Genomic DNA, 22,037 nt, shown 5'->3' with positions numbered 1-22,037 from the left:
GTAACTGATCGGTTTGTATTGAAATTGTCACTGAATCGTTTTTACCGAAAGGACAACAAGTACGATGCTTTTTGCGCCACAGATAGAACCACTCACAGATGATGAGTTTGGTCGGGTGTGCCGGTTTATTCATAAAAAGTCAGGCATCGTCCTTAGCATGAATAAAAAGAATATGGTCTACAACCGCCTGTTAAAGCGGCTCAGAGACTGCAATATGAGCACATTCGCCGAATACCTGCGTTTGCTGGACCGGGAGCCGCTGCATCCGGAATGGCAGGCATTTATTAACGCAATGACCACCAATTTAACCGCATTTTTCCGGGAGCCTCATCACTTTCAGACACTGACTGACTTTATCCGTCCCCGACGTAACCAGCCGGTCACTATCTGGTGCGCGGCGGCGGCGACAGGGGAAGAACCGTATTCGATCGCCATGACACTCAGTGATGTTCTCGGCGCTAACGCCATGAATGCCAAAGTGATCGCCAGTGATATCGATACCGACGTTCTGGAGAAGGCCCGTAAGGGGGTCTACCGTATCGAAGAGCTGAAAAATCTCAACGCCCTTCAGCGTCAGCGCTATTTTATGAAGGGGGTAGGGGAATATGAAGGCTATGCCCGGGTGAAACCGGCGCTCGGCCGGATGATTGATTTCCGTTATCTGAATCTGACGGACAACGACTGGCAGTTTCAGGGGCAGTTCGATGCCATATTTTGTCGTAATGTCATGATTTATTTCGATAAGGATATGCAGAAACAACTACTGGAACGTTTTGTTCCGCTACTGAAGCCTGACGGGCTGCTGTTTATCGGGCACTCGGAGAACTTATCACAGTTATCTTCGCGTTATGTCATCAGAGGACAGACCGTTTACAGCATTCAGGCGGCCGGGAGAAGTGATGAAAAAAATAAAAGTGCTTTGCGTTGATGACTCGGCGCTGATGCGCCAGTTAATGCGTGAAATTATTAACAGCCATCCGGATATGACCGTGGTGGATGTGGCGCCGGATCCGTATGTTGCGCGTGATCTGATTAAACAGCATGAACCGGATGTGGTGACGCTGGATGTGGAAATGCCGCGGATGGACGGTATCGATTTTCTGGAAAAACTGATGCGGCTGCACCCGGTACCGGTGGTGATGGTCTCCACACTGACGTCCAAAGGCTCGGAAGTGACGCTGAAAGCGCTGGAACTGGGCGCGGTGGATTTTGTCACCAAACCGCAGATCGGGATCCGCGAAACCATGATGAGTTACCGCGATCTTATCGGTGAAAAAATCCGTGCGGCGGCGATGTCAAAAGTCACGCAGAGTAACCGCTTCCGCCGTCAGGAAAAAGTGACGACCACACCGGCGGCGCTCAGCAAACCACTGTCATCGTACGTTTGCCATAACCGCCTGATTGCGGTCGGGGCATCGACCGGCGGTACCGAGGCTATCCGTCAGTTTCTGGAGATGCTGCCGCCGGCGTGTCCGCCGGTGGTGATCACCCAGCATATGCCGGCCGGGTTTACCCGTTCATTTGCCGAGCGCCTGAACAAGCTCTGTGCGCTGACGGTAAAAGAGGCGGAACACGGTGATGTGCTGCTCAAAGGGCATGCCTACATTGCGCCGGGTGATGCCCATATGCTGATCGCGGATAAAGGCCAGGGTTACCAGGTGGTGCTTCAGCAGACACCGCCGGTCAACCGTCACCGTCCGTCTGTCGATGTGCTGTTTGACTCCGTGGCTGAGTGTGCCGCCCGCAAATGTATCGCGGTCCTGCTGACCGGAATGGGGATGGACGGTGCGCGCGGCATGCTGAATCTGCGGCAGAAAGGTGCGGTCACCTATGCCCAGGATGAGCGCAGTTGTGTGGTTTTCGGTATGCCGAGAGCGGCGATTGAACTGAATGCGGTCGATGAAATTCAGGATCTCGTCAAAATTGCCCCCAGTGTGCTGGGCAGACTTGCTGCCGTTTCCGCCTGACGGAACCGGCAATTATTCATTGTATTGTTGCAGGAGTGGTTATGGCCGCTAAAGATTTGAATTTTCTGGTAGTTGATGATTTTTCCACCATGCGCCGTATTGTGCGTAATCTCTTAAAAGAGTTGGGCTACAACAAAATTGAAGAGGCGGAAGACGGTGTGGATGCGCTGGAGAAAATCCGTGCGGGTCAGATTGATTTCGTGGTGGCGGACTGGAACATGCCGAACATGGACGGGCTGGAGCTGCTGAAAACCATCCGTGCGGATGACGCGCTCAAACACATCCCGGTCATGATGGTGACTGCCGAAGCGAAAAAAGAAAATATTATTGCCGCCGCTCAGGCCGGTGCCAGCGGTTATGTTGTCAAACCGTTCACCGCCGCGATCCTCGAGGAAAAACTGAATAAAGTCTTCGAAAAGATGGGTCTGAACTGAGGGGCTTCAGCAGAAGGAAAGCAGGATGACGGAAAATAAATCAACGGACAGAAACAAAAACAGTGATGATGACTTAAAACAGATCATCACCCGGGTTGGTTTTTTAACGAGGATGTTAAGAGAAAGCATGCGTGAACTGGGATTAGAAAAGGGCGTGCAGCAGGCGGTCGCGACAATTCCGGACGGAAAAGACAGACTGCGTTACATCGCTCAGATGACCGCACAGGCGGCGGAAAAGACGCTCAACGGTATCGATACTATCAAGCCGTTACAGGTAAAAATGCATGAGGATGCGCTGGATTTACAGGCGCGCTGGCAATCCTGTCCGTCAGCGGAGGTCGATCCGGCTCTGCAGGAATCCACCCTGGCCTTTATCCGCCGGGTGATTGACGGCAGCGCGGTGACCAAAAGTGAGCTGCTGGAAATTATGATGGCACAGGATTTCCAGGATCTGACCGGTCAGGTTGTGAAAAAAATGATGGAAGTGGTGGAAGAAACAGAGAAACAGCTGCTGTTTCTGCTGATGGAAAACACCCCGGCAGACATCCGTGCAAAACATCCGGCCGACAGTCTGAAAAACGGACCGCAGATTGATCCGAAAGGGACAAACGTGATGGCATCACAGTCACAGGTTGATGATCTGCTCGACGAGCTCGGTTTCTGACATAAAAAACCGCAGCAGGGACGCCGCGGTTCAGATCTGTCAGTCCGTCACAACGGAAATCAGAGACCCATTGCCTGCTTAACCTGAGCCATTGCGTCGCTGCCGGCTTTACATGCGGCATCCTGCTGGTCAGCAGGCATTGCGGCGATTTGTTTTTTCGCATCTTCATACTGCTTGATCATCGGTTCTAACTGCGCTTTAACCGATTCGTTATTACCGGCTTTTTCGGTTGCTTTCTTCATTAAATCATCGACTTCAGCAAAGTATTTGTTACAGGTTTCAGTTGCACCCGGAACAGATGATGCTGATTTTTCTTCGCCGGAACAGGCTGTCAGAGCCAGAGCCATTAAACCCAGAGAGCAGGCTAAAATAGTTTTTTTCATCAGTGAGTACCTTGTGATTATCGTGGAATAAAACAGTGGCAAATTATAAAGTACGGGTAATACCTGCCTATCGGAATTGTTCCTAATTTAACACGCCGTGCGAAATACGGGCTTTCATCAGGTTCAGCGGCGTTATTTGACGATATTGCGTTGCGGACCACTGTCCGCAGGTGCCACTGAGTGATTTTCTGCTGATAAATCCGCCACTCCTGCTTTAATCAGGGAATTACACCGTTAAGACCGGTCATTTTCCACCATTGAATTTTCCGCACTCTGTCATGCTATAGCCATAAGCAAAATCCCGGCAGACGGCGGAGGCGTGTGTGTCTGATGAAAGTGATGTAGAAAAAACAGAAGAACCCACCCCCCATAAAAAACAGAAAGCCAAAGAAGACGGACAGATTGTCCGCTCCAAAGAACTCAGTTCACTGATGATGATGCTGGCGGGTGTCAGCCTGCTGTGGTTAAGCGGCGGTCATCTGGCGGAACAGTTGCGCGGTATTTTTCGTCAGGGATTTATCTTCGATAACTTTTATCTGCAGAACCCGGGGCTGATGCTGAGTTTTCTCGGCAAAGTGCTTGGTGAATCGTTGTTTGCCCTGCTGCCGGTTGTCGGCGGACTGGCGCTGGTGGGTATTTCCGCCTCGGCGCTGGTCGGCGGGCTGGCGTTTAACACCAAATCCATCAAGTTTGACCTGACAAAACTGAGCCCGCTGAAGGGCTTTAAACGCATTTTTTCCATGAATGTGCTGGCCGAACTCTTCAAGGCGATTCTTAAATCCCTGCTGATTGGTCTGGGCGCATGGATTTTTTTATGGCAGGCGTGGCCGTCATTGCTGCATCTGGCGATGGAATCGCCGGCAACGGCAATGACGAATGCCATGCAGAAAGTGATTTTTGCCGGTTATCTGATCATCTTTATGCTGATCCCGATGGTGGCGTTTGATGTGTTCTGGCAGCTCCGTTCGCACCTGAAAAAGCTGCGGATGAGCCGTCAGGAAATCAAGGATGAATTTAAACAGCAGGAGGGTGACCCGCAGATAAAAGCCAAAATCCGTCAGCAGCAGCGCGCCATGGCGCGTAACCGCATGATGGCGGATGTGCCGCAGGCGGATGTGATTGTGACCAACCCGACTCACTACGCCGTTGCCCTGAAGTATGACGATAAAAAAATGACCGCGCCGAGAGTGCTGGCCAAAGGTGCCGGGGTGCTGGCACAGCGGATCAAAGAGATAGGTGCGGAAAACCGCATTCTGCTGCTGGAGGCTCCGCCGCTGGCACGGGCACTTTACCGCCATGCCGAAGTGGGGCAGTCAATTCCGGCTGCACTCTATGCTGCGGTGGCGGAAGTGCTGGCATGGGTGTTTCAGCTGCGCCGCTGGCGGCGTGAAGGCGGCCTGAAACCGAAAAAACCGAAGAATTTACCGGTGCCGAAGGCACTTGATTTTGTTGGAGAAAATACCCGAAATGGCTAATCTGGCTGCACTTCTGAGATTACCGAAAACGATGCAGGGAGCACAATGGCAGTTACTTGCCGGGCCGGTCCTCATCCTGATGATCCTGTCAATGATGGTACTGCCGCTGCCGGCGTTTGTGCTGGATTTGCTGTTTACCTTTAATATTGCGCTGTCCATTATGGTGCTGCTGGTGGCAATGTTCACCCGGCGTACCCTCGATTTTGCCGCCTTCCCGACTATCCTGCTGTTCTCCACCTTACTGCGTCTGTCACTGAACGTGGCCTCCACCCGTATCATCCTGATGGACGGTCACACCGGTCCCGCCGCAGCGGGCCGGGTGGTGGAGGCATTCGGGCACTTCCTCGTCGGCGGTAACTTTGCCATCGGGATTGTGGTCTTTATCATTCTGGTATTAATCAACTTCATGGTTATCACCAAGGGTGCGGGACGTATCGCTGAAGTTGGTGCGCGCTTTGTACTCGACGGAATGCCGGGTAAACAGATGGCGATTGATGCGGATTTAAATGCCGGGATCATCAATGATGAAGAAGCCAAACGCCGCCGTGCGGAAGTGACTCAGGAATCCGATTTCTACGGCTCAATGGACGGGGCCAGTAAGTTTGTCCGCGGTGATGCTATCGCCGGGATTATGATCATGGTGATTAACGTGATCGGCGGCCTGATTGTCGGTGTGGCTCAGCACCATATGCCGCTGGGCGATGCGGCCAGCACGTATACCCTGCTGACCATTGGTGATGGTCTGGTGGCGCAGATCCCGGCACTGATTATCTCAACCGCAGCCGGTGTGATTGTCACCCGCGTGGCAACCGATGAAGATGCCGGGGAGCAGATGGTCACCCAACTGTTCAATAACCCGCGCGTGATGTGGCTGAGTGCCGGGGTTCTCGGTCTGCTGGGGCTTATCCCGGGCATGCCGAACTTTGTGTTCCTGTTATTCACGGTGGCACTGGCCTCACTCGGCTGGTATCTGGTGAAAAAAAGCAAGGAGCCGGTCAAAGAAACCGACACAAATATCCAGGCACAGCAGTTCCGTGAGGCCAATAAAGTCACGGAAGCGACCTGGGATGATGTGGTAGCGGAAGATCTGCTGGCGATGGAAGTCGGTTACCGGCTGATCCCGCTGGTGGATAACGACCAGCAGGGCGAATTACTCGGGCGTATCCGCGGACTGCGCAAAAAATTTGCCGGAGAAGTCGGCTATCTGCCGCCGGTGGTGCATATCTGTGACAACCTTGAGCTGGCACCGACCGCCTACCGTATCCTGATCAAAGGGGCGGAAGTCGGACGCGGCGAAGCTCAGCCCGGCCGCTGGCTGGCGATTGATCCGGGTAATGCGGCGGGCTCTCTGGAAGGGGATGCCACACAGGAACCGGCATTTGGTTTACCGGCGGTATGGATTGATGATGACCTGCGTGAACAGGCACAGATTCAGGGTTACACGGTAGTCTCAGCCAGTACCGCAGTGGCGACTCACTTTAATCAGATCCTGCTGGAATACGCCAGTGATCTGTTTGGTCGTCAGGAAGCGCAGATGCTGTATGACCGCGTGAAAAAAGAGATGCCGAAGCTGGCGGATGACCTGATCCCGGAGACGTTATCACTGACAGTTTTCCACCGCGTGCTGCAAAACCTGCTGACTGAAAATGTCATGATCCGCGATATCCGGACTATTATTGAAACCCTGGCAGAGCAGGTTGGTGAAAATGGTGAGCAGAAAGATACCGATGTTCTGACCTCGCAGGTGCGGATAGCACTGGGCCGTGCCATCACCCAGCAGTGGTTTGGTTCGTCCGGTGAAATTCAGGTTATCGGGCTTGATGCGGGTCTGGAACAGATTCTGTTACAGGCCGCGAAAAGCGGCGGTGGTCTGGAGCCGAACCTGGCGCAGAATATCGAAATGCAGGCAATGAATGCCGTTCAGCACCAGGAGGCCATGGGGGCACCAACGGTATTGCTGGTCAATCATTCACTGCGTCTGATTTTGTCCCGCTTCCTGCGCCGCAGTCTGCCGCAATTGGCGGTAATGTCCAACCTTGAACTGAATGATCGCCGCCAGATACGGATGACCTCCATGATTGGCGGCTGAGGCCGGACAAGATAATCACGATAAGAGGAACCCGCGCAAGCCGGTTCCTTTTTTTTATGTTCAGTGATCCGTTTTTGTCCCCGGGTGTGAATCTCAGGTAAAAGACCGTTACGCCCCGTGATATCCGCAGCCTCTGTCAATGGGCTGAGCGGCACATTATCAGTAAAATCTTACCGCATTGTGCCCCGGAGAGTCGTGTTTCCCCGGATAGCGCGGCGTTACCGGAAAATAAAGACATGATGTGAACAAATTCCGGTCTGAGTGATATCAGCAGGATACCGTGCAGTAACGCAGGATGATAAAACAGGAGAATGTTATGCAGAGGGGATTAACTGCCGGAGAAGGGCAGTTAATGATCAGACAGAGATTTTTTTACCGAGTACCGGTGTGCGGGATTCCTGACCATCAGCGCCGTAAGTCGCCTGGTTATTATGTTTTTTCATAAAATCCAGCTGTTCCTGATTAAACTGCATATGCAGCTTCAGCATCTGATGATTGCGGTAATTCATCTCTTTCAGCGTGAGGATAAGGTCTTTAATCGCAGTCCAGACAGTGTGCATGGTTTCATTATTGTCATAGGGCGCACACAGACCGCTTTCCTGCTCAAGTGCCAGACGGCGGGTTTCATTATGGCCGATAGCGGCAACCAGAAACCGTTTTTGTTCCGTGGCTTCCTGAAACGGAGACTGCGGAACACGCGGGTAGCCGAGTAACAACTCTTCATTTTTCATCACCTGATGCAGTGACTGTAAATGAGAGAGTTGTTGATCCAGCAGCGGCAGAAGTTGATCAGTCATTTTTATCGGCGCTGTTCATGGATAACATACATTCATGTGCATCACGCAGCAGGCCGTCAGCGACTTTACCGGCATCCATCCGTAATGTGCCGTCTTTCAGTGCCTGTTTGATTTCTGCCACTCTTGCAGCATTCATGTCGTTTTTACCCGGTGCAAGCAGCTGCTTCTGAAGCTCGCTCGGCGAAAATGCGCTTTCACGGACAGTCTCTTCGGCCTGAACTTTTTTATCGCGCACCGGTGCGGTCAGCTCTTTCGGGTCGCGGTTAGTCACTTTGGTCAGTGCTGAAATCGCGGATGTTTGCTCAATTGCCATATCTGTTTTCCTTTTCCCGATCTGTATGAGATGGAGGGGTGCCTCCCTTATGCTCATTATTTATCGGCAATCTTATCTGAAACTTTATAACTAAATTTATCACTCAGCATATTACTACAGTGACACTTTCACACTGCCGTTTTCAAGGGCTTCACCGCTGACCACCTGACCATTTACCAGCCGGACCCGGATAGTGGTGCCGGCGGCGGCATTATTAATGGCACGGCCTTCATATTTTACCGAGAAATTATCACCGCCCGCCATAACAAACACACTTTGTCCGGCTTTTATAGCCCAGGCTTTGCGGGTCATGGCGGCGGCATAGGTCTGTCCGGCCTCAATATTGCGCAGGGCAATGGCACCACGGAGTGTCATTTTATCGGTAACGGCGCCCGCAGGCAATTTGTGGAGTAAACCGCGCTTTGTGCCGATATCCACAAACTGAATCGTCTCACCGCGCTGAATCCGGCGGGTTGCCACGTAATACTGACCGGTGACATTCACGGTCAGTTGCATAAATGTGCGCTTTTTACCGCATAACACCGGCAGTGAAACATTGCCGGTGTTGCGTCCGCCTGCCGGCAGTTGCAGAACCGGGTCTGTACAGGCGGGCCAGCGGTCGATCGGCGTTTTTATCTCAACAGACACCTGCAGCGGCTTCGGATGTAACTGCCGGAAGTAACGACTGATATCGTCCGGTAACCCGGCCTGTGCGGAGGCGGAAAACACCAGTAACACGCTGATAAATAAGGTGCGGAAACGGGATGTCATGCTTTTCTCCTTCACAGGCGGTTTATTTCTGATGGCCGCAGTTTACGCAATTTCCGCGTTGTTGAATCCGGTAAATAGGTCGGTTATTTCGCGTTTATCCCGCCATTAGATTTTCACGGGGCGGATAATATACCGTTCACTAAAACAGACGTAACACACCACAGGCGTAACACATCAACAGAGGGCAGACATGCTTGATAAGTTAAATGCCACGTTTGCATTTCAGCAGCAGGCGCTTTCGCTGCGGGAAACGCGTCAGACAATCCTGGCATCCAATATTGCCAATGCCGATACCCCCGGGTATCAGGCGCGGGATATCGATTTCAGCCGTCAGCTGAAACAGGCGATGAATAACGGCACGGTGAAAAACGGCGGCCTGGCAATGGCGGTGACCGCGAAAGGTCATATCAGCGGACACGGTGCCGCAACACCATCAGCGGTTGATCTCAAATACCGGGTTCCGTATCAGACATCAATGGACGGTAATACCGTGGATATGGATGTTGAACGCAGTCAGTTTGCTGATAACACCCTGAAATATCAGGCTGACCTGACCTTTATTAACAGCCGCGTGAAAAGCATGCTGGCTGTCTTACAGCAAGGGTAATTTTCCATGGCATTACTGAGTATTTTTGACATTTCCGCCTCCGCACTGACCGCGCAGTCCCAGCGGCTGAACGTCAGCGCCAGTAACATGGCGAACGCCGAAAGTGTCGCGGGACCGGACGGCGAACCGTACCGTGCGAAGCAGGTGGTATTTCAGACCGCACCGCAGGGGCGTTATGACATCGGCGGCGTGAAAGTCAGCCAGCTGATTGAAGACCCGGCACCACCGCGTCTGGAATACAAACCCGGACACCCGCTGGCGGATGAAAAGGGCTATGTGCGCATGCCGAACGTGGACACCGTGGGTGAAATGATCAACACCATTTCCGCCTCCCGCAGTTACCAGGCAAACCTGGAAGTGATGAACACCGCCAAGGTGCTGCTGCAGAAAACCTTAACCCTCGGACAGTAACGGAGTGAGTCATGGGGATTAATGCCACAACCAATGATCCGGTCAATAACGACATTGATGCGCAGAAAAAGCCGCAGAAAAGTCAGAGTGACGATATGCGGGACACCTTTCTGCAGATGATTGTCACGCAGATGCAGAACCAGGATCCGACCAAACCGATGGATAACACGGATCTGACCAGTCAGCTGGCGCAAATCGCCACCCTGGAAAGTATGAATAACCTGAATGACAGCGTCAGCGTTATATCAAAACAGATTAACTCCGGCCAGTCCATGGCTGCGGTTGAATATGTCGGAAGAGGTGTACTTATTCCCGGAAGTGACATCGCACTGGTACCGGTCAGCGACGATAAAAACAACACCCGTGTGAAAGCAGATAATCCGCTGCCGGGTACAGATCAATCTATTCAGCAATATTCGGATAGTGATGACGGTCATGATGAACCGGAAAAAAGTGGTTTTGAATCAACACCATTTGGTTTTTTCCTCTCCAAACCGGCGGACAAAATAGAAATCACTATCCGTGATAAAAATAAAGGGATTGTCAGAACTATTACAGTTGAAGGTGAAACGAAAGTGGATATCTACGACAAGATCTGGGATGGCCGCAATGACAATGGTGAGTTGGTTGCCGATACCAAAGGAAAATACACCTTTGAAGTCAAAGCCACCATGAAAGGCGAAGAAATCCCGCAAACCAATATCTTCAGGCTGAAATACGCGACAGTGCATGGGATAACGCCCGGAGCAGGTGCACCGCTGCTGGATGTGGGGATCGGTAATAGTGTGCCGCTGTCGGATATCTATAAAGCTTATCTGTAGGACTAATAAATGAACCCAATTGTCATGGAGGTGACATGTCTTTTTCACAAGCAGTCAGCGGTCTGAATGCCGCTTCATCCGGTCTTGATTCGATCGGTAACAATATTGCCAACTCCGCAACCAACGGCTTTAAAGGGGCGCATGCGTCTTTCGCTGATATGTTTGCCGGTTCCGGTGTCGGTCTCGGGGTTAACGTTGCGGCGATATCCCAGAACTTCAAAGACGGTGCTATTACCCGTACAGACCGTGCCACTGATGTGGCGATTTCCGGTAACGGTTTTTTCCGTCTGCTGGATGGTAACGGTGATGTGGTTTACAGCCGTGACGGTGAATTTCACCGTGACAAGAGCGGTAATCTGGTCAACAACCAGGGCATGACAGTGACGGGTTTCCCGGCCGGTATTGATGCTAACGGCAATGTTGTGATTCAGACCGGCGGTATTCCGCAGGCACTGAATATCCCGACCGATATGATGGATGCCAAAGCGTCCGCCAAAGGTGAATTAACCATGAACCTGAACTCGGATGATAAAGCAATTACCGCTGCGTTTGATCCGGACAACCCGGACACCTACAACTTCAGCACCACCATGACCACCTACGACAGCCAGGGTAATACCCATGAGGTCGCGGTTTACTTTATCAAAACCGCTGACAACAAATGGACGGTCAAAGCCAAAGACAGCAGTGATAAAACAGCGGCTGTTCAGGATCTGGGCAACATGGAATTTGACGGTAACGGTAAATTAAAAGGCAGCGCCGACTTTAAATTCAACTATACCGGCTTGAACGGTGCGAATAACAGCACGATTGACCTGAGTTTCAACAAAACCCGTCAGCAGAAAGTCACTGAGTCATCAGTCAGCAAAATCGATATTGATGGTTATCAGTCCGGTGAATACACCAGCTTCAAAATTGAGAATGACGGCACCATCACCGCCAGCTATTCCAACCAGCAGAAGCGGACTGTCGGCAAAATCGCACTGTCTACGTTTGCCAACAATAACGGTCTGGCATCCCAGGGCGGTAACGTCTGGAAAGCGACCAATGCCTCCGGTAACCCGATGGACGGCGTTCCGGGCACCGGGCAGTTCGGTAACCTGACCGGCGGCGCGGTGGAAGCCTCCAACGTAGACATGAGTCAGGAGCTGATCAACATGATTGTGATGCAGCGTAACTATCAGTCCAACTCGCAGACCATCAAAACGCAGGATCAGATGCTGCAGACGCTGGTTAACTTACGTTAAGCATAAAGACAGAAGGTGGCCATGGATCACGTCATTTATACGGCAATGGGCGGCGCTAAACACGCGCTGGAAAATCAGGCCATTGTCTCGAACAACATTGCCAACGTCTCGACATCCGGGTTTAAGGCACAGTTATCCGCCATGCGGGCTGTGCCGGTAAACGGTGATACAGAGCAGACCCGGACACTGGTGGTCTCTTCGACCCCCGGGGCGGACATGACTCAGGGGCCGCTGAACTACACCGGTCGTCAGATGGATGTGGCGCTGAATGAAGGCCATTTCCTGGCGGTGGCACTGCCGGGCGGGGAAGAAGCCTATACCCGTAACGGCAGCATTCAGATTTCAGCGGACGGTCAGCTGATGCTGGGCGAACACCTTCTGCAGGGTGACGGCGGCGCGATTGATGTGCCGCCGCACGCGGAACTGACCATCGGTGGTGACGGTACGATCACCGCGCTGATCCCGACCGATCCGCCGACCATGCTCGGCCAGATCGGACGCCTGAAAGTGGTGGAGGCAAAACCGCAGGATGTACTGCGCGGCGAGGACGGGCTGTTTCATCTCACGGCGGCAGCGCGTAATGCCAATGGTAACGAACTGCCGCTGAGTGAACGCGGCAAAGTATCGTCCGGTGTGCTGGAAGGCAGTAATGTCAACCCGGCCCAGGCGATGGTGGAAATGATTGCCAATGCGCGTCATTTCGAGATGCAGATGAAAGTGGTTCACAGCGCGGATGAAAATGCCCAGCGGGCCAATCAGCTGCTTGCGGTGAGTTAATATTCAGTAAGGAATTATCATGATCCGTTCATTATGGATTGCCAAAACCGGGCTTGAAGCCCAGCAGACGAACCTGGATGTTATTTCCAACAACCTGGCTAACGTCAGCACCAACGGTTTTAAACGCCAGCGTGCGGTGTTTGAAGATCTGCTGTATCAGAACATCCGCCAGCCGGGTGCCATGAGCTCCGAACAAACCTCTCTGCCGACCGGCCTTCAGCTGGGTACCGGTGTGCGTCCGGTGGCGACCACCCGTATTCACGCCCAGGGGGCGCTGAACAAAACCGGTACCTCGACCGATATCGCCATCAGCGGACAGGGTTTTATCCATGTCCAGATGCCGGACGGTTCTGATGCCTATACCCGTGACGGCTCATTGCATCCGGATCAGAACGGTCAGCTGGTGACCTCATCCGGTTATCAGATTGTCCCGGCCATTATGATCCCGGAAGGGGCGCAGAAGATGGAAATCGGCCGTGACGGTACCGTGTCTGTCACCATGTACGGTGAAAGCCAGCCGCAGCAGATCGGGCAAATCACCCTGACCACCTTCATCAACGATGCGGGTCTGGAAAGCATCGGCGAAAACCTTTACATGGAAACCGCCAGCTCCGGCGCACCGACAGAAAGTGCCCCTGAAACCAACGGCGCAGGCCGTCTGTATCAGGGCATGGTGGAAACTTCAAACGTCAACGTGGCGGAAGAACTGGTGAATATGATCCAGACGCAGCGCGCGTACGAAATCAACAGTAAGGCCGTTTCCGCCTCTGATCAGATGTTACAACGTCTGACACAACTGTAATCCCCGTCCCGGCGCTGAGGTTATCGCCGCCGGGGCTTTTTACTGAGACACGCACAGAACAGCAAGAGTATTAAGATGACTGAAAGCGGCATTGTTCCACGGCAGCAGGATTGCGCAAGTTCTCCTGCCACTTCTGTTTGCGGGCGCGGACTGGTGACAGCGGCAGTGCTTGCCGTATCACTCAGCGGCTGTGCTTACATCAAACCCAAACCGCTGGTGGATACCCATACCACCGCGCTGCCGGTCGCACCGACTGCCCCGGCCGCGAACGGTGCTATTTTTCAGAGTGCGCAGCCTGCCTACTACGGCTACCAGCCGCTATTTGAGGACAGACGTCCGCGTAATGTCGGCGATATCCTCACCATCAATCTGCAGGAAAACGTCAGCGCCAGCAAAAACTCCTCCGCCAATGCCAACCGTGCCGGGAAAACCGGTTTTCTCGCCGCGATTCTGCCCGGCTTTATGCAGGGCTGGCTCGGCGGCGGTAACACGGAACTGGACGTAAAAGGTAACAGTGAGTTTACCGGCAAAGGTGGCGCCAACGCCCAAAACACCTTTAAAGGCACGATTACAGTCACGGTCGATCAGTTACTGGCAAACGGTAACCTGCACGTGGTGGGTGAAAAACGGATCGCCATCAACCAGGGCACGGAATCTATCCGCTTCTCCGGCGTGGTCAACCCGCGCACCATCGGCGCAGATAACAGTGTCAGCTCCACTCAGGTGGCAGATGCCCGTATTGAGTATGTCGGTGACGGCTATATCAACGAATCGCAGAATATGGGCTGGTTACAGCGTTTCTTCCTGAATGTGTCACCGTACTGAGCAGAGGTAAAGTGAGAATGAAAAAAGTACTGACCGGCCTGCTGATTGCGGTTTTAGGTGTGGCGAGTCTCCCCGCACACAGTGAGCGGATTAAGGATCTGACCACCGTACAGGGCGTGCGTGAGAATGCGCTGATTGGTTACGGGCTGATTGTCGGCCTCGACGGTACCGGTGACCAGACCATGCAGACGCCGTTTACCACGCAGAGTCTGAATAATATGCTGTCGCAGATGGGGATCACCGTCCCGCCGGGCACCAATATGCAGCTGAAAAACGTGGCTGCGGTGATGGTTACCGCCAAAATGCCGCCGTTTGCCCGCTCCGGTCAGGCAATTGACGTGGTGGTGTCCTCGATGGGTAACGCCAAAAGCCTGCGCGGCGGCACACTGCTGATGACCCCGCTGAAAGGCGTGGATGGTCAGGTGTATGCGCTGGCGCAGGGCAATATTCTGGTCGGCGGTGCCGGTGTCAGTGCCGGGGGCAGCAGTGTCAAAGTGAACCAGCTGGCCGGTGGCCGGATCAGCGGCGGAGCGACGATTGAGCGTGAACTGCCGGGCGCATTCGGTCAGAGCGGCGTGATTAATCTTCAGCTGAATGAAGACAGTTTTGCGCTGGCGCAGGATATCAGTGATGCCGTGAACCGTATGAACGGCTTTGGTACCGCAACGCCGCTGGATTCCCGCACCGTGCAGTTACGCGTACCGCAGAGCAGCAGTGATCAGGTCCGTTTCCTAGCGCGGGTACAGGATCTGAATATCCGTCCGCCGCAGAACGAAGCCAAAGTTATCCTCAATTCACGGACCGGTTCGGTAGTGATTAACCGGACAGTGACGCTTGACAGTTGCGCGGTTGCCCACGGCAGCCTCGCAGTGATGGTCGATCGCCAGACACAGGTCAGCCAGCCGGACACGCCGTTTGCCGGTGGTCAGACTGTCGTGACCCGCAATACCAATGTCGGCATCCGCGAGCAGGATGGCACCCTGAAAAAAGTCAATGCCGGGGCGAATCTTAATCAGGTTATTCAGGCGCTCAATGCATTAGGTGCCACACCGACTGACCTGATGTCTATTTTACAGGCGATGGAAAGTGCCGGTTGCCTGCGGGCGAAACTGGAGATCATCTGATGAGCGACATACAGTTGATGCAGAGTGCAGCCTACGATGTGCAGTCGCTGGGCAGCCTGAAACAGCAGCTGAATGAAAAACCGCAGGAGGGGCTGCGTCAGGTGACGCAGCAACTGGAAGCGACGTTTGTTCAGATGATGCTGAAAAGCATGCGTGCCGCACTGCCGCAGGACGGATTGTTCTCCAGCGATCAGACGCGGATGCTGACCAGTATGTATGACCAGCAGATAGCCCAGAACCTGTCAGAAAAGGGGCTGGGCTTCGGCGATATGATGTTTAAGCAGCTTTCTGCGGATAATGAACCGGATCTGCCGCTGCGTTCATCAATGATGGCGCTGGATGATGCCACGGTGATCCAATCGATGCCGCAGCAGGCCATGGCGCAGCTGATGCGAAAATTCAGTTCCGCGGGGGATGCACTGAGTTCACCGCTGAAAAAAGTGCGCGAATTGGGGCTTAACAGTCAGAATTTTATTGCCAAACTGACAGAACCGGCGAAAGCCGCATCTCAGAAAAGCGGCGTACATCATCTGCTGATCCTGGCACAGGCTGCACTGGAAAGTGGCTGGGGTAAGCGGGAGATCCTGACCGCTGACGGCAAATCCAGTCACAACCTGTTTGGTATCAAAGCCGGGAAAGGCTGGGAAGGGCCGGTCACCAATATCATGACCACCGAGGTTATCAACGGCAAGACGGTCAAAATGCGGGATAACTTCCGGGTTTACGGCTCTTATGAAGAAGCGATTGCTGATTACACCCGTTTACTGACCGAAAATCCGCGTTATCACGGTGTGAAACAGGCGGCCAGCCCGGAGCAGGCCGCACAACGTCTGCACAAGGCCGGATATGCCACCGACCCGGGATATTCCGGCAAGCTGATTGTCCTTATTAATCAAATCCGCGGTACCCCGGCAGCCGCACCGGTCGCTTCACGGGCGGTACAGGCGTACACCCTCGACTTGAGTGACATTTTCTGATCATTTCCGGCGTAAAAAAATGCAGTGAACACTAAATTTTTGCGCCGTCTTTCCGATAACAAGGTAAGACATAATTTTAAACGGATGCTATCTGCGCTGCATTTTCAGCAAGTCGCCGGGAAAGCAGTCGCCAGAGAAAGGAAAAGCACATGCTGAATAATGTAATGAATAACGCATTAAGCGGAATTAACGCGGCCCAGGGCGGGCTGAGTGTTATTTCCAACAACCTGGCCAACGCCGGGGTGGGTTATTATCATCGTCAGAGCGCGGTCTTCGGTGAAAACCCGGGCACCATGACAACCAACGGCTACTTCGGTAACGGCACCTATTTCAGCCACGTCCGCCGTGAGTTCGATGAGTTCGTCAACATGCAGTATAACAATGCGCGTTCCCGCAGCGGCGACTACGAAGCGTTTATGAAAAATGCCTCCGGGGTGGATGACCTGTTATCCAACAGTACCGATGATATCGCCGGCATGCTGGGCAGCTTCTTCACCTCACTGGATGAAGCCGCCAGTGATGCCAGTGACAAAACGCTGGTGGACGTATTCCTCGGCAAAGCCAAAACCATGGTCAGCCAGCTGAAGGAGGCTGATCGCCGTCTGCGTGAGATGGACAGTGACGTTAACCATCAGATTGATAACAAAATCAAAGATATCAATACCTACGCCGAAAAAATTGCCAAGCTGAATGAGCAGATCAGCAACTCCCGCGCGGTGAACGGCGCAGAGCCGAATGATTTGCTGGATGTGCGTGACCGTCTGGTGAATGAGCTCAATTCTGTTATCGGCATCAAAGTGATCGAGCAGAACGGCAACTTCAACGTCTCGTTTGCTAACGGCCTGCCACTGGTGACAGGCGGCCGTGCTAACCACCTGGAAGCAGTTGCCTCCGGGACGGATGACAGCCGTCTGAGCATCGGTTTTGTTGATTCCGCCGGTAATGTCCGTGAAATCAAAGATGACCAGATTCGCGGTGGTGAACTGAGCGGCGTTCTGCGCTCACGCCGTGAAATTATCGACCCGGCAAGACAAAAACTGAACCAGATGGCGCTGGTTTTCGCGGAGAAATTCAATGAGGTTCACCGCAAGGGTTATGATGCCAACGGTAATACCGGTAAGGATTTCTTTGCGGTCGGCGGTGGCAGTATGGTGAGCAACACGCACAATAAAGGCAACGCTGATTTTGACATTAAATATAACGATGTCTCAAAAGTGACCGGCAATAATTATGATGTCAGTTATGACGGTACCAACTGGAATGTGACCAAATTACCGGAAGGTACGGTTGTGAATGCGAATTTTGATGCCGCCTCCGGAACATTAAGTTTTGATGGCATGGATATCAAAATCAGCAATAACACGGCACAGGCCGGTGACAAATTCCTGCTCAAGCCGGTGGATAATGTGATCGGCGGTCTGAACACGCTGGTGACAAATGCGGCGGATTTCGCGGCGGCAGACAGCACCGGTGGCGCCAGCAACAATGAAAACATCAAAGAGCTGGTAAAACTGCAGGATCAGAAACTGGTCGGCGGCACATCCACACTGTCTGATTTCTATGCATCAGTCGTAAATGAGGTGGGCAGCAAGGCCAGCCAGGCACAGATTGATTCTGAGGTTCAGAACAAACTGACCGTCAACCTCTATGAGCATCAGCAGAGCATCTCCGGTGTTAACACCAACGAAGAAAGTGTGCAGATGCAGAAAATGCAGCAGTTCTTTAATGCCAACGCCAAAGTGCTGTCAACCGTTGATGAATTATTCAACGTTCTGATGCGTGCATTCTGATTTTGAGTTAAGAAGGAAATTATCATGCGTTTCAGCACCAATTTAATGTTCAGTCAGCGTGTGTCGGATATGAACAATGCCACGGCCCGCTGGATGGAAGCGGGCAGTAAACTGGCTTCCGGTAAACGTGTCAGTAAACCGTCTGATGACCCGCAGGCATCCGCACAGGCGGTGCGTGTCACTCAGTCTGAGAACCGTAATCAGCAGTATGCATCCACACGGGGGTATGCCAAAACCGGGATGACACTGCAGATGAGTATTCTGACGCAGATGAACAGCGTTTCCACACAGATGGATACCACGATTATTCAGGCATCCAACCAGGGCTCACTCAGCGATAACGACCGTGCCTCACTGGCAGAACAGTTGCAGGGTCTGAAAGATCAGCTGGTGTCGCTGGGCAACACGACTGACGGTAACGGCCGTTATATTTTTGGTGGTTATGAATCAGACACCCCGCCGTTTGAAGTGGATGTAACGACCGGTGATGTGCTTTACAAAGGCGGCGATAAATCCATTACCCAGAACGTGGGCAGTGACCGTGAAATGACCAGCTATTTTGCCGGTTCGGAAGTGTTTGCCACCACGACAAACGCGAAAGGTGAAAAAGTCGCTGATATGTTCACCGCGATCAACAAAGGCCTGGAAGCACTGAAAATTCCTCAGCAGAATGCCTCACAGGCGGATCTGGACAGAGCCAAAGCCGGGATGGATGAAGCAAATCGCGGTGTGAAAGCAGGGATGGATAAAATCTCCAATATTGAAGCGAAACAGGGCTTACAGTTACAGGAAATTGACAGTCTGGATTTCCTCTCCCAGACCCGTAAAATCCAGAATGAAAGCCGTCTGAGTGGACTGGTCGATACTGACTGGACCAGCACGGTATCGGATTACCAAAAAGAAATGGCGCTGTTCCAGGCCTCACAGGATATCTTTAAGGATCTCAACAGCATGTCGCTGTTCGGTCGTTAAACTATCCGGATGCAGTACTGAATTCCTTTGGCCGTCATTGCGACGGCCTTTTTTTATACCGGACACCGGTCAGCGTACCGGGGCTATCACCCAGTGATCCGGAAAACTCCCTTCCGGTTTCAGTTCTTCAGCCAGAAAATCCATAAAAGCACGGATACGCGGTGAATGGCGGGCATCCGCCGGACAGGCCAGGTAATAGATGTGCGAGACATTGGCGTAATCTTCCAGCACCCGCACCAGTTTTCCGCTCTCCACCGCCTTATGGGCAATAAAATCGTGCATCATTGCCGGGCCGTTACCGTCAACCGCCATGTAATAGGCTGCCATCACATCCTCAAAAAACGCCATGTCGCCGGTGGTTTCAACATGCACAACCTCACCATTGATCACCAGCGGCCACGGCAGCGGGCGGGTATGTTCCGGCAAATGCATCTGGAGGCAGTTATGATGTACCAGATCATCCGGGGTGTTCAGCGGCGGCGCATGTTTCAGATAGTCCGGTGAGGCCAGGATCCAGAACCGGGCATAATCTATTTTGGTGGCAATCCAGTCCGGCAGCCGGTCAATCCAGCTGGTGACCACCACATCACACTCGGTGGTTTCCTGGCTCAGAATACGGAAGCGCAGGTGGAAATCGACCTCAATCTGCGGGTAACGGTGGCGGAATTTCGGCATCAGCGGAAACACCTTGCGGTATGCATAGTCATTCGGCAGGCTGACGCGGATTTTCCCGGCCGGGATGGTGCGCATATCCAGCAGCGTTTCTTCGGCGGTGTACATGGCCTGTAATGCCGTTTTGCAGTAACCGAGATATTGTTCACCGGCTTCTGTCAGGCGGATATGCCGTGTGGAACGCAGAAACAGGGTACTGCCGAGCTTCTGCTCCAGCCGTAAAATGGTTTTACTGACCGCCGCCGGTGAAATATTCATGGCTTTGGCAGCGCCGGTAAAGCTTTTCAGTTCCGCAGCACAGCAAAACAGCTCCAGCGTTCCCAGCATCAGGTCATCAAAATGGCGTGGCATTATTAACCTCAGGTTGGTAATGAAGTGATATCAGAGTAGTTTATTTCACGCAGCGAAGAAATATAATAATTTACATCAATTACAGGTATTAAATCATAACCACAGGCTATTTATGAAACCACAACAGCGAACTGCCATCATCACTGATGCAGAAAGTTGTCTGGGGAAAGCATTAGTCAGGACACTGCTTGATGACGATTATAACGTGATCGGTATATTCAGCAGTGATGAAAACAAACAACATTTTTTACAGGAATTGGATAATAAAACCGCATTTCTGCCCGTGACCGGTGAAAGCCATTGTGTCGATTTCGCCGGACAACTGATACAACAGGGAATTATTCATTTCGGGAATATCGATATTATTATTCATAATTCCGGTGCTTTTCTCAGCAAAACTTATGAAAAAACGACGCCGGATGATTTCATGCATTTAATAAACAGCAATATTTATAGTTTATTTAATCTGAGTCAATTGGCGATTAAAAACATGTTGAAAAATCACGGTGGTAAAATTATCGTGGTAACCTCCTGTATTGCCCTGCAGCCGTCACAGAAAATACCGGCCGCACTGAGTGTTCTGGCAAAGGAAGGTGTACACGGGCTGGTCAGAGCACTGGCGCTGGAGTACGCGAAGAAAAATATCCGTGTTAATGCCGTGGCACCGGGGTATATTGAATCCCCGCTGAATACAGAACTCAATCAGGATTTTATTAATTTAGTCTCACCGGCGGATAAAGTCGGCACCATTAATGATATTATAGAAAGTATTCGTTTTCTGCTGAAGTCTGATTATATTAACGGCACTGTTATGCCGGTTGACGGAGGCTATTCAGCAGGAAACTGGTAACCGTGTTATTTCTCAAGTCGTTTTCCGGATTATACACAGCAATATTCATTTGTACGCCATTACCGGTTTTTTATTTCCGGGATATACGACTATTTATGCTGTTATGACATCAGAAAGGTGTGAAAGCCGGTTATGGTGAGGCAAACAGATTAAAAATCAGTGAGAGCTGCTCAAACGCCTGATGGATCACGCGTTCGGTAAAGCCCGGCAGAACGGAAATGATCAGACCCAGCATACTGATACCGACAGTCAGCGTCAGCGGGAATCCCACCACAAAAACAGAAAGCTGCGGCGTCATCCGGTTCAGAATCCCCAATGCGAGGTTAAGAATCAGGAACAGCGTGATAAACGGCAGTGCCAGCATTAATCCGTTGAGAAAGATATGGTTAGCCGACTGCACCAGCATACGGAACCCTTCACGGTTAAGCGGGGTGACCTGCACCGGGATAAGATCAAACGAACTTATCACAATATGGATAAGCCACAGGTGCCCGTCAAACGCGAGAAACAGCAGCAGGGTGATAAGGTTGAGTATCCGCGCCAGAATCGGCATGTTCGGTCCGCCGCTCGGGTCAAAGAAGGTGGCGAAGGATAAACCCATCTGAAGACCGATCACTTCCCCCGCATGACGGACGGCGGCAAATGCCATCTGCATGGTCAGCCCCATCGCCACACCAATCACCACCTGCTGTAAAATCACCCACAGACCGGGAGCGGAAAACAGCGGGATATTCACCACCGGCAACTGCGGGGACACAATCAGAACCGTGAAAAAAGCCAGCATCACCCGCACCTTGCTGATCGACTGTTTTTCATTGAAAAACGGCGCGGTACCCAGCAGCGCCAGCACCCGGATAAACGGGTAAAATCCCTGGCTCAGCCACAGTGTCAGTGTTTCACTGGTGATACTTAACATAG

At 52.3% G+C, this 22,037-nt stretch carries 24 protein-coding genes; 18 read left to right on the top strand and 6 right to left on the bottom strand.

Annotated features, from left to right (window positions below; genetic code table 11):
* Nucleotides 1-64 precede the first annotated feature (64 nt).
* From N7387_RS14950 to N7387_RS14935, 4 genes are read left to right on the top strand one after another with little or no spacing between them, the layout of a single operon-like run.
* Nucleotides 65-928 (top strand): CheR family methyltransferase, encoded by an 864-nt coding sequence (locus tag N7387_RS14950; RefSeq protein WP_262858760.1) that lies wholly within the window; start codon nt 65-67, stop codon nt 926-928.
* Nucleotides 900-1,967 (top strand): chemotaxis response regulator protein-glutamate methylesterase, encoded by a 1,068-nt coding sequence (locus N7387_RS14945; RefSeq protein ID WP_279799996.1) that lies wholly within the window; start codon nt 900-902, stop codon nt 1,965-1,967. Before N7387_RS14950 ends, N7387_RS14945 begins: the two co-directional genes overlap by 29 nt.
* Before the next feature lie 41 nt (nt 1,968-2,008).
* On the top strand, nt 2,009-2,401 hold the full coding sequence (cheY, locus tag N7387_RS14940) for a chemotaxis response regulator CheY (protein WP_004236857.1): 393 nt from the start codon (nt 2,009-2,011) through the stop codon (nt 2,399-2,401).
* A gap of 25 nt (nt 2,402-2,426) precedes the next feature.
* A complete protein-coding gene (locus tag N7387_RS14935) occupies nt 2,427-3,065 on the top strand; it encodes a protein phosphatase CheZ (protein ID WP_262858758.1) in 639 nt (212 codons plus the stop codon).
* A gap of 59 nt (nt 3,066-3,124) precedes the next feature.
* On the opposite strand, the gene N7387_RS14930 is transcribed toward N7387_RS14935, so the two are convergent.
* The gene (locus N7387_RS14930) at nt 3,125-3,448 is read right to left on the bottom strand and encodes a DUF5339 family protein (protein ID WP_262858757.1); all 324 of its coding nucleotides are present in this window, start codon (nt 3,446-3,448) and stop codon (nt 3,125-3,127) included.
* A gap of 323 nt (nt 3,449-3,771) precedes the next feature.
* Between N7387_RS14930 and flhB the strand changes: the two genes are divergently transcribed.
* Entirely contained in the window at nt 3,772-4,923 is a 1,152-nt protein-coding gene (gene flhB, locus N7387_RS14925; protein ID WP_279799991.1) for a flagellar biosynthesis protein FlhB, read from the top strand.
* The gene (flhA, locus tag N7387_RS14920) at nt 4,916-7,012 is read left to right on the top strand and encodes a flagellar biosynthesis protein FlhA (RefSeq protein WP_262858755.1); all 2,097 of its coding nucleotides are present in this window, start codon (nt 4,916-4,918) and stop codon (nt 7,010-7,012) included. Before flhB ends, flhA begins: the two co-directional genes overlap by 8 nt.
* A gap of 356 nt (nt 7,013-7,368) precedes the next feature.
* On the opposite strand, the gene flgN is transcribed toward flhA, so the two are convergent.
* The 3 genes from flgN to flgA all read right to left on the bottom strand — a co-directional run bounded on the left by flgN (nt 7,369) and on the right by flgA (nt 8,893).
* Nucleotides 7,369-7,809: a flagellar export chaperone FlgN gene (gene flgN / locus N7387_RS14915; protein WP_025152180.1), complete on the bottom strand. Its 441-nt coding sequence runs from the start codon at nt 7,807-7,809 to the stop codon at nt 7,369-7,371.
* Nucleotides 7,802-8,122 carry a flagellar biosynthesis anti-sigma factor FlgM gene (gene flgM, locus N7387_RS14910; protein ID WP_262858753.1) on the bottom strand — a complete coding sequence of 107 codons (321 nt, stop codon included), beginning with the start codon at nt 8,120-8,122 and terminating at the stop codon, nt 7,802-7,804. The genes flgN and flgM overlap by 8 nt, the downstream gene beginning before the upstream one ends.
* A 114-nt stretch (nt 8,123-8,236) precedes the next feature.
* The gene (flgA, locus tag N7387_RS14905; RefSeq protein ID WP_279799987.1) at nt 8,237-8,893 is read right to left on the bottom strand and encodes a flagellar basal body P-ring formation chaperone FlgA; all 657 of its coding nucleotides are present in this window, start codon (nt 8,891-8,893) and stop codon (nt 8,237-8,239) included.
* 190 nt (nt 8,894-9,083) lie between these two features.
* On the opposite strand from flgA, the gene flgB reads away from it, so the two are divergent.
* The 11 genes from flgB (at nt 9,084) to flgL (ending at nt 19,246) form a co-directional block, all read left to right on the top strand.
* Nucleotides 9,084-9,500 carry a flagellar basal body rod protein FlgB gene (gene flgB / locus N7387_RS14900; protein WP_032098796.1) on the top strand — a complete coding sequence of 139 codons (417 nt, stop codon included), beginning with the start codon at nt 9,084-9,086 and terminating at the stop codon, nt 9,498-9,500.
* A 6-nt stretch (nt 9,501-9,506) separates the two neighbouring features.
* Entirely contained in the window at nt 9,507-9,911 is a 405-nt protein-coding gene (gene flgC, locus N7387_RS14895) for a flagellar basal body rod protein FlgC (protein WP_004236840.1), read from the top strand.
* 11 nt (nt 9,912-9,922) lie between these two features.
* Complete coding sequence (locus N7387_RS14890) at nt 9,923-10,732, top strand: flagellar hook capping FlgD N-terminal domain-containing protein (RefSeq protein WP_279799982.1); 810 nt, start codon at nt 9,923-9,925, stop codon at nt 10,730-10,732.
* A gap of 35 nt (nt 10,733-10,767) precedes the next feature.
* On the top strand, nt 10,768-11,979 hold the full coding sequence (flgE, locus tag N7387_RS14885; RefSeq protein ID WP_279799980.1) for a flagellar hook protein FlgE: 1,212 nt from the start codon (nt 10,768-10,770) through the stop codon (nt 11,977-11,979).
* Between the two features lie 21 nt (nt 11,980-12,000).
* Complete coding sequence (locus N7387_RS14880; protein WP_004240029.1) at nt 12,001-12,756, top strand: flagellar basal body rod protein FlgF; 756 nt, start codon at nt 12,001-12,003, stop codon at nt 12,754-12,756.
* A 19-nt stretch (nt 12,757-12,775) separates the two neighbouring features.
* On the top strand, nt 12,776-13,558 hold the full coding sequence (gene flgG / locus N7387_RS14875; protein ID WP_004236835.1) for a flagellar basal-body rod protein FlgG: 783 nt from the start codon (nt 12,776-12,778) through the stop codon (nt 13,556-13,558).
* Between the two features lie 75 nt (nt 13,559-13,633).
* On the top strand, nt 13,634-14,383 hold the full coding sequence (locus N7387_RS14870) for a flagellar basal body L-ring protein FlgH (protein WP_072871785.1): 750 nt from the start codon (nt 13,634-13,636) through the stop codon (nt 14,381-14,383).
* A 17-nt stretch (nt 14,384-14,400) separates the two neighbouring features.
* Nucleotides 14,401-15,507 carry a flagellar basal body P-ring protein FlgI gene (locus N7387_RS14865; protein ID WP_279799973.1) on the top strand — a complete coding sequence of 369 codons (1,107 nt, stop codon included), beginning with the start codon at nt 14,401-14,403 and terminating at the stop codon, nt 15,505-15,507.
* Entirely contained in the window at nt 15,507-16,484 is a 978-nt protein-coding gene (gene flgJ / locus N7387_RS14860) for a flagellar assembly peptidoglycan hydrolase FlgJ (protein WP_279799971.1), read from the top strand. Before N7387_RS14865 ends, flgJ begins: the two co-directional genes overlap by 1 nt.
* A 149-nt stretch (nt 16,485-16,633) precedes the next feature.
* On the top strand, nt 16,634-18,274 hold the full coding sequence (gene flgK / locus N7387_RS14855; protein WP_279799969.1) for a flagellar hook-associated protein FlgK: 1,641 nt from the start codon (nt 16,634-16,636) through the stop codon (nt 18,272-18,274).
* Between the two features lie 24 nt (nt 18,275-18,298).
* Nucleotides 18,299-19,246, top strand: coding sequence for a flagellar hook-associated protein FlgL (gene flgL, locus N7387_RS14850; protein ID WP_279799967.1), 948 nt, complete (start codon nt 18,299-18,301; stop codon nt 19,244-19,246).
* A gap of 69 nt (nt 19,247-19,315) precedes the next feature.
* Here flgL and N7387_RS14845 read toward each other — a convergent pair whose 3' ends face one another.
* Nucleotides 19,316-20,269 (bottom strand): LysR family transcriptional regulator, encoded by a 954-nt coding sequence (locus tag N7387_RS14845; protein WP_279799965.1) that lies wholly within the window; start codon nt 20,267-20,269, stop codon nt 19,316-19,318.
* A gap of 112 nt (nt 20,270-20,381) precedes the next feature.
* Here N7387_RS14845 and N7387_RS14840 point away from each other — a divergent pair, with 112 nt between their 5' ends.
* Nucleotides 20,382-21,119 carry an SDR family NAD(P)-dependent oxidoreductase gene (locus N7387_RS14840; protein ID WP_279799963.1) on the top strand — a complete coding sequence of 246 codons (738 nt, stop codon included), beginning with the start codon at nt 20,382-20,384 and terminating at the stop codon, nt 21,117-21,119.
* A 130-nt stretch (nt 21,120-21,249) separates the two neighbouring features.
* Here N7387_RS14840 and fliR read toward each other — a convergent pair whose 3' ends face one another.
* Nucleotides 21,250-22,035 (bottom strand): flagellar biosynthetic protein FliR, encoded by a 786-nt coding sequence (fliR, locus tag N7387_RS14835; RefSeq protein ID WP_004236824.1) that lies wholly within the window; start codon nt 22,033-22,035, stop codon nt 21,250-21,252.
* Nucleotides 22,036-22,037: the final 2 nt, after the last annotated feature.

This window comes from Morganella sp. GD04133 (assembly GCF_029835375.1).
Classification (GTDB): Bacteria; Pseudomonadota; Gammaproteobacteria; order Enterobacterales; family Enterobacteriaceae; genus Morganella; species Morganella morganii_B.
Note: the sequence above shows the minus strand (reverse complement) of the source record. Positions and strands in the feature narration are given on the sequence as shown.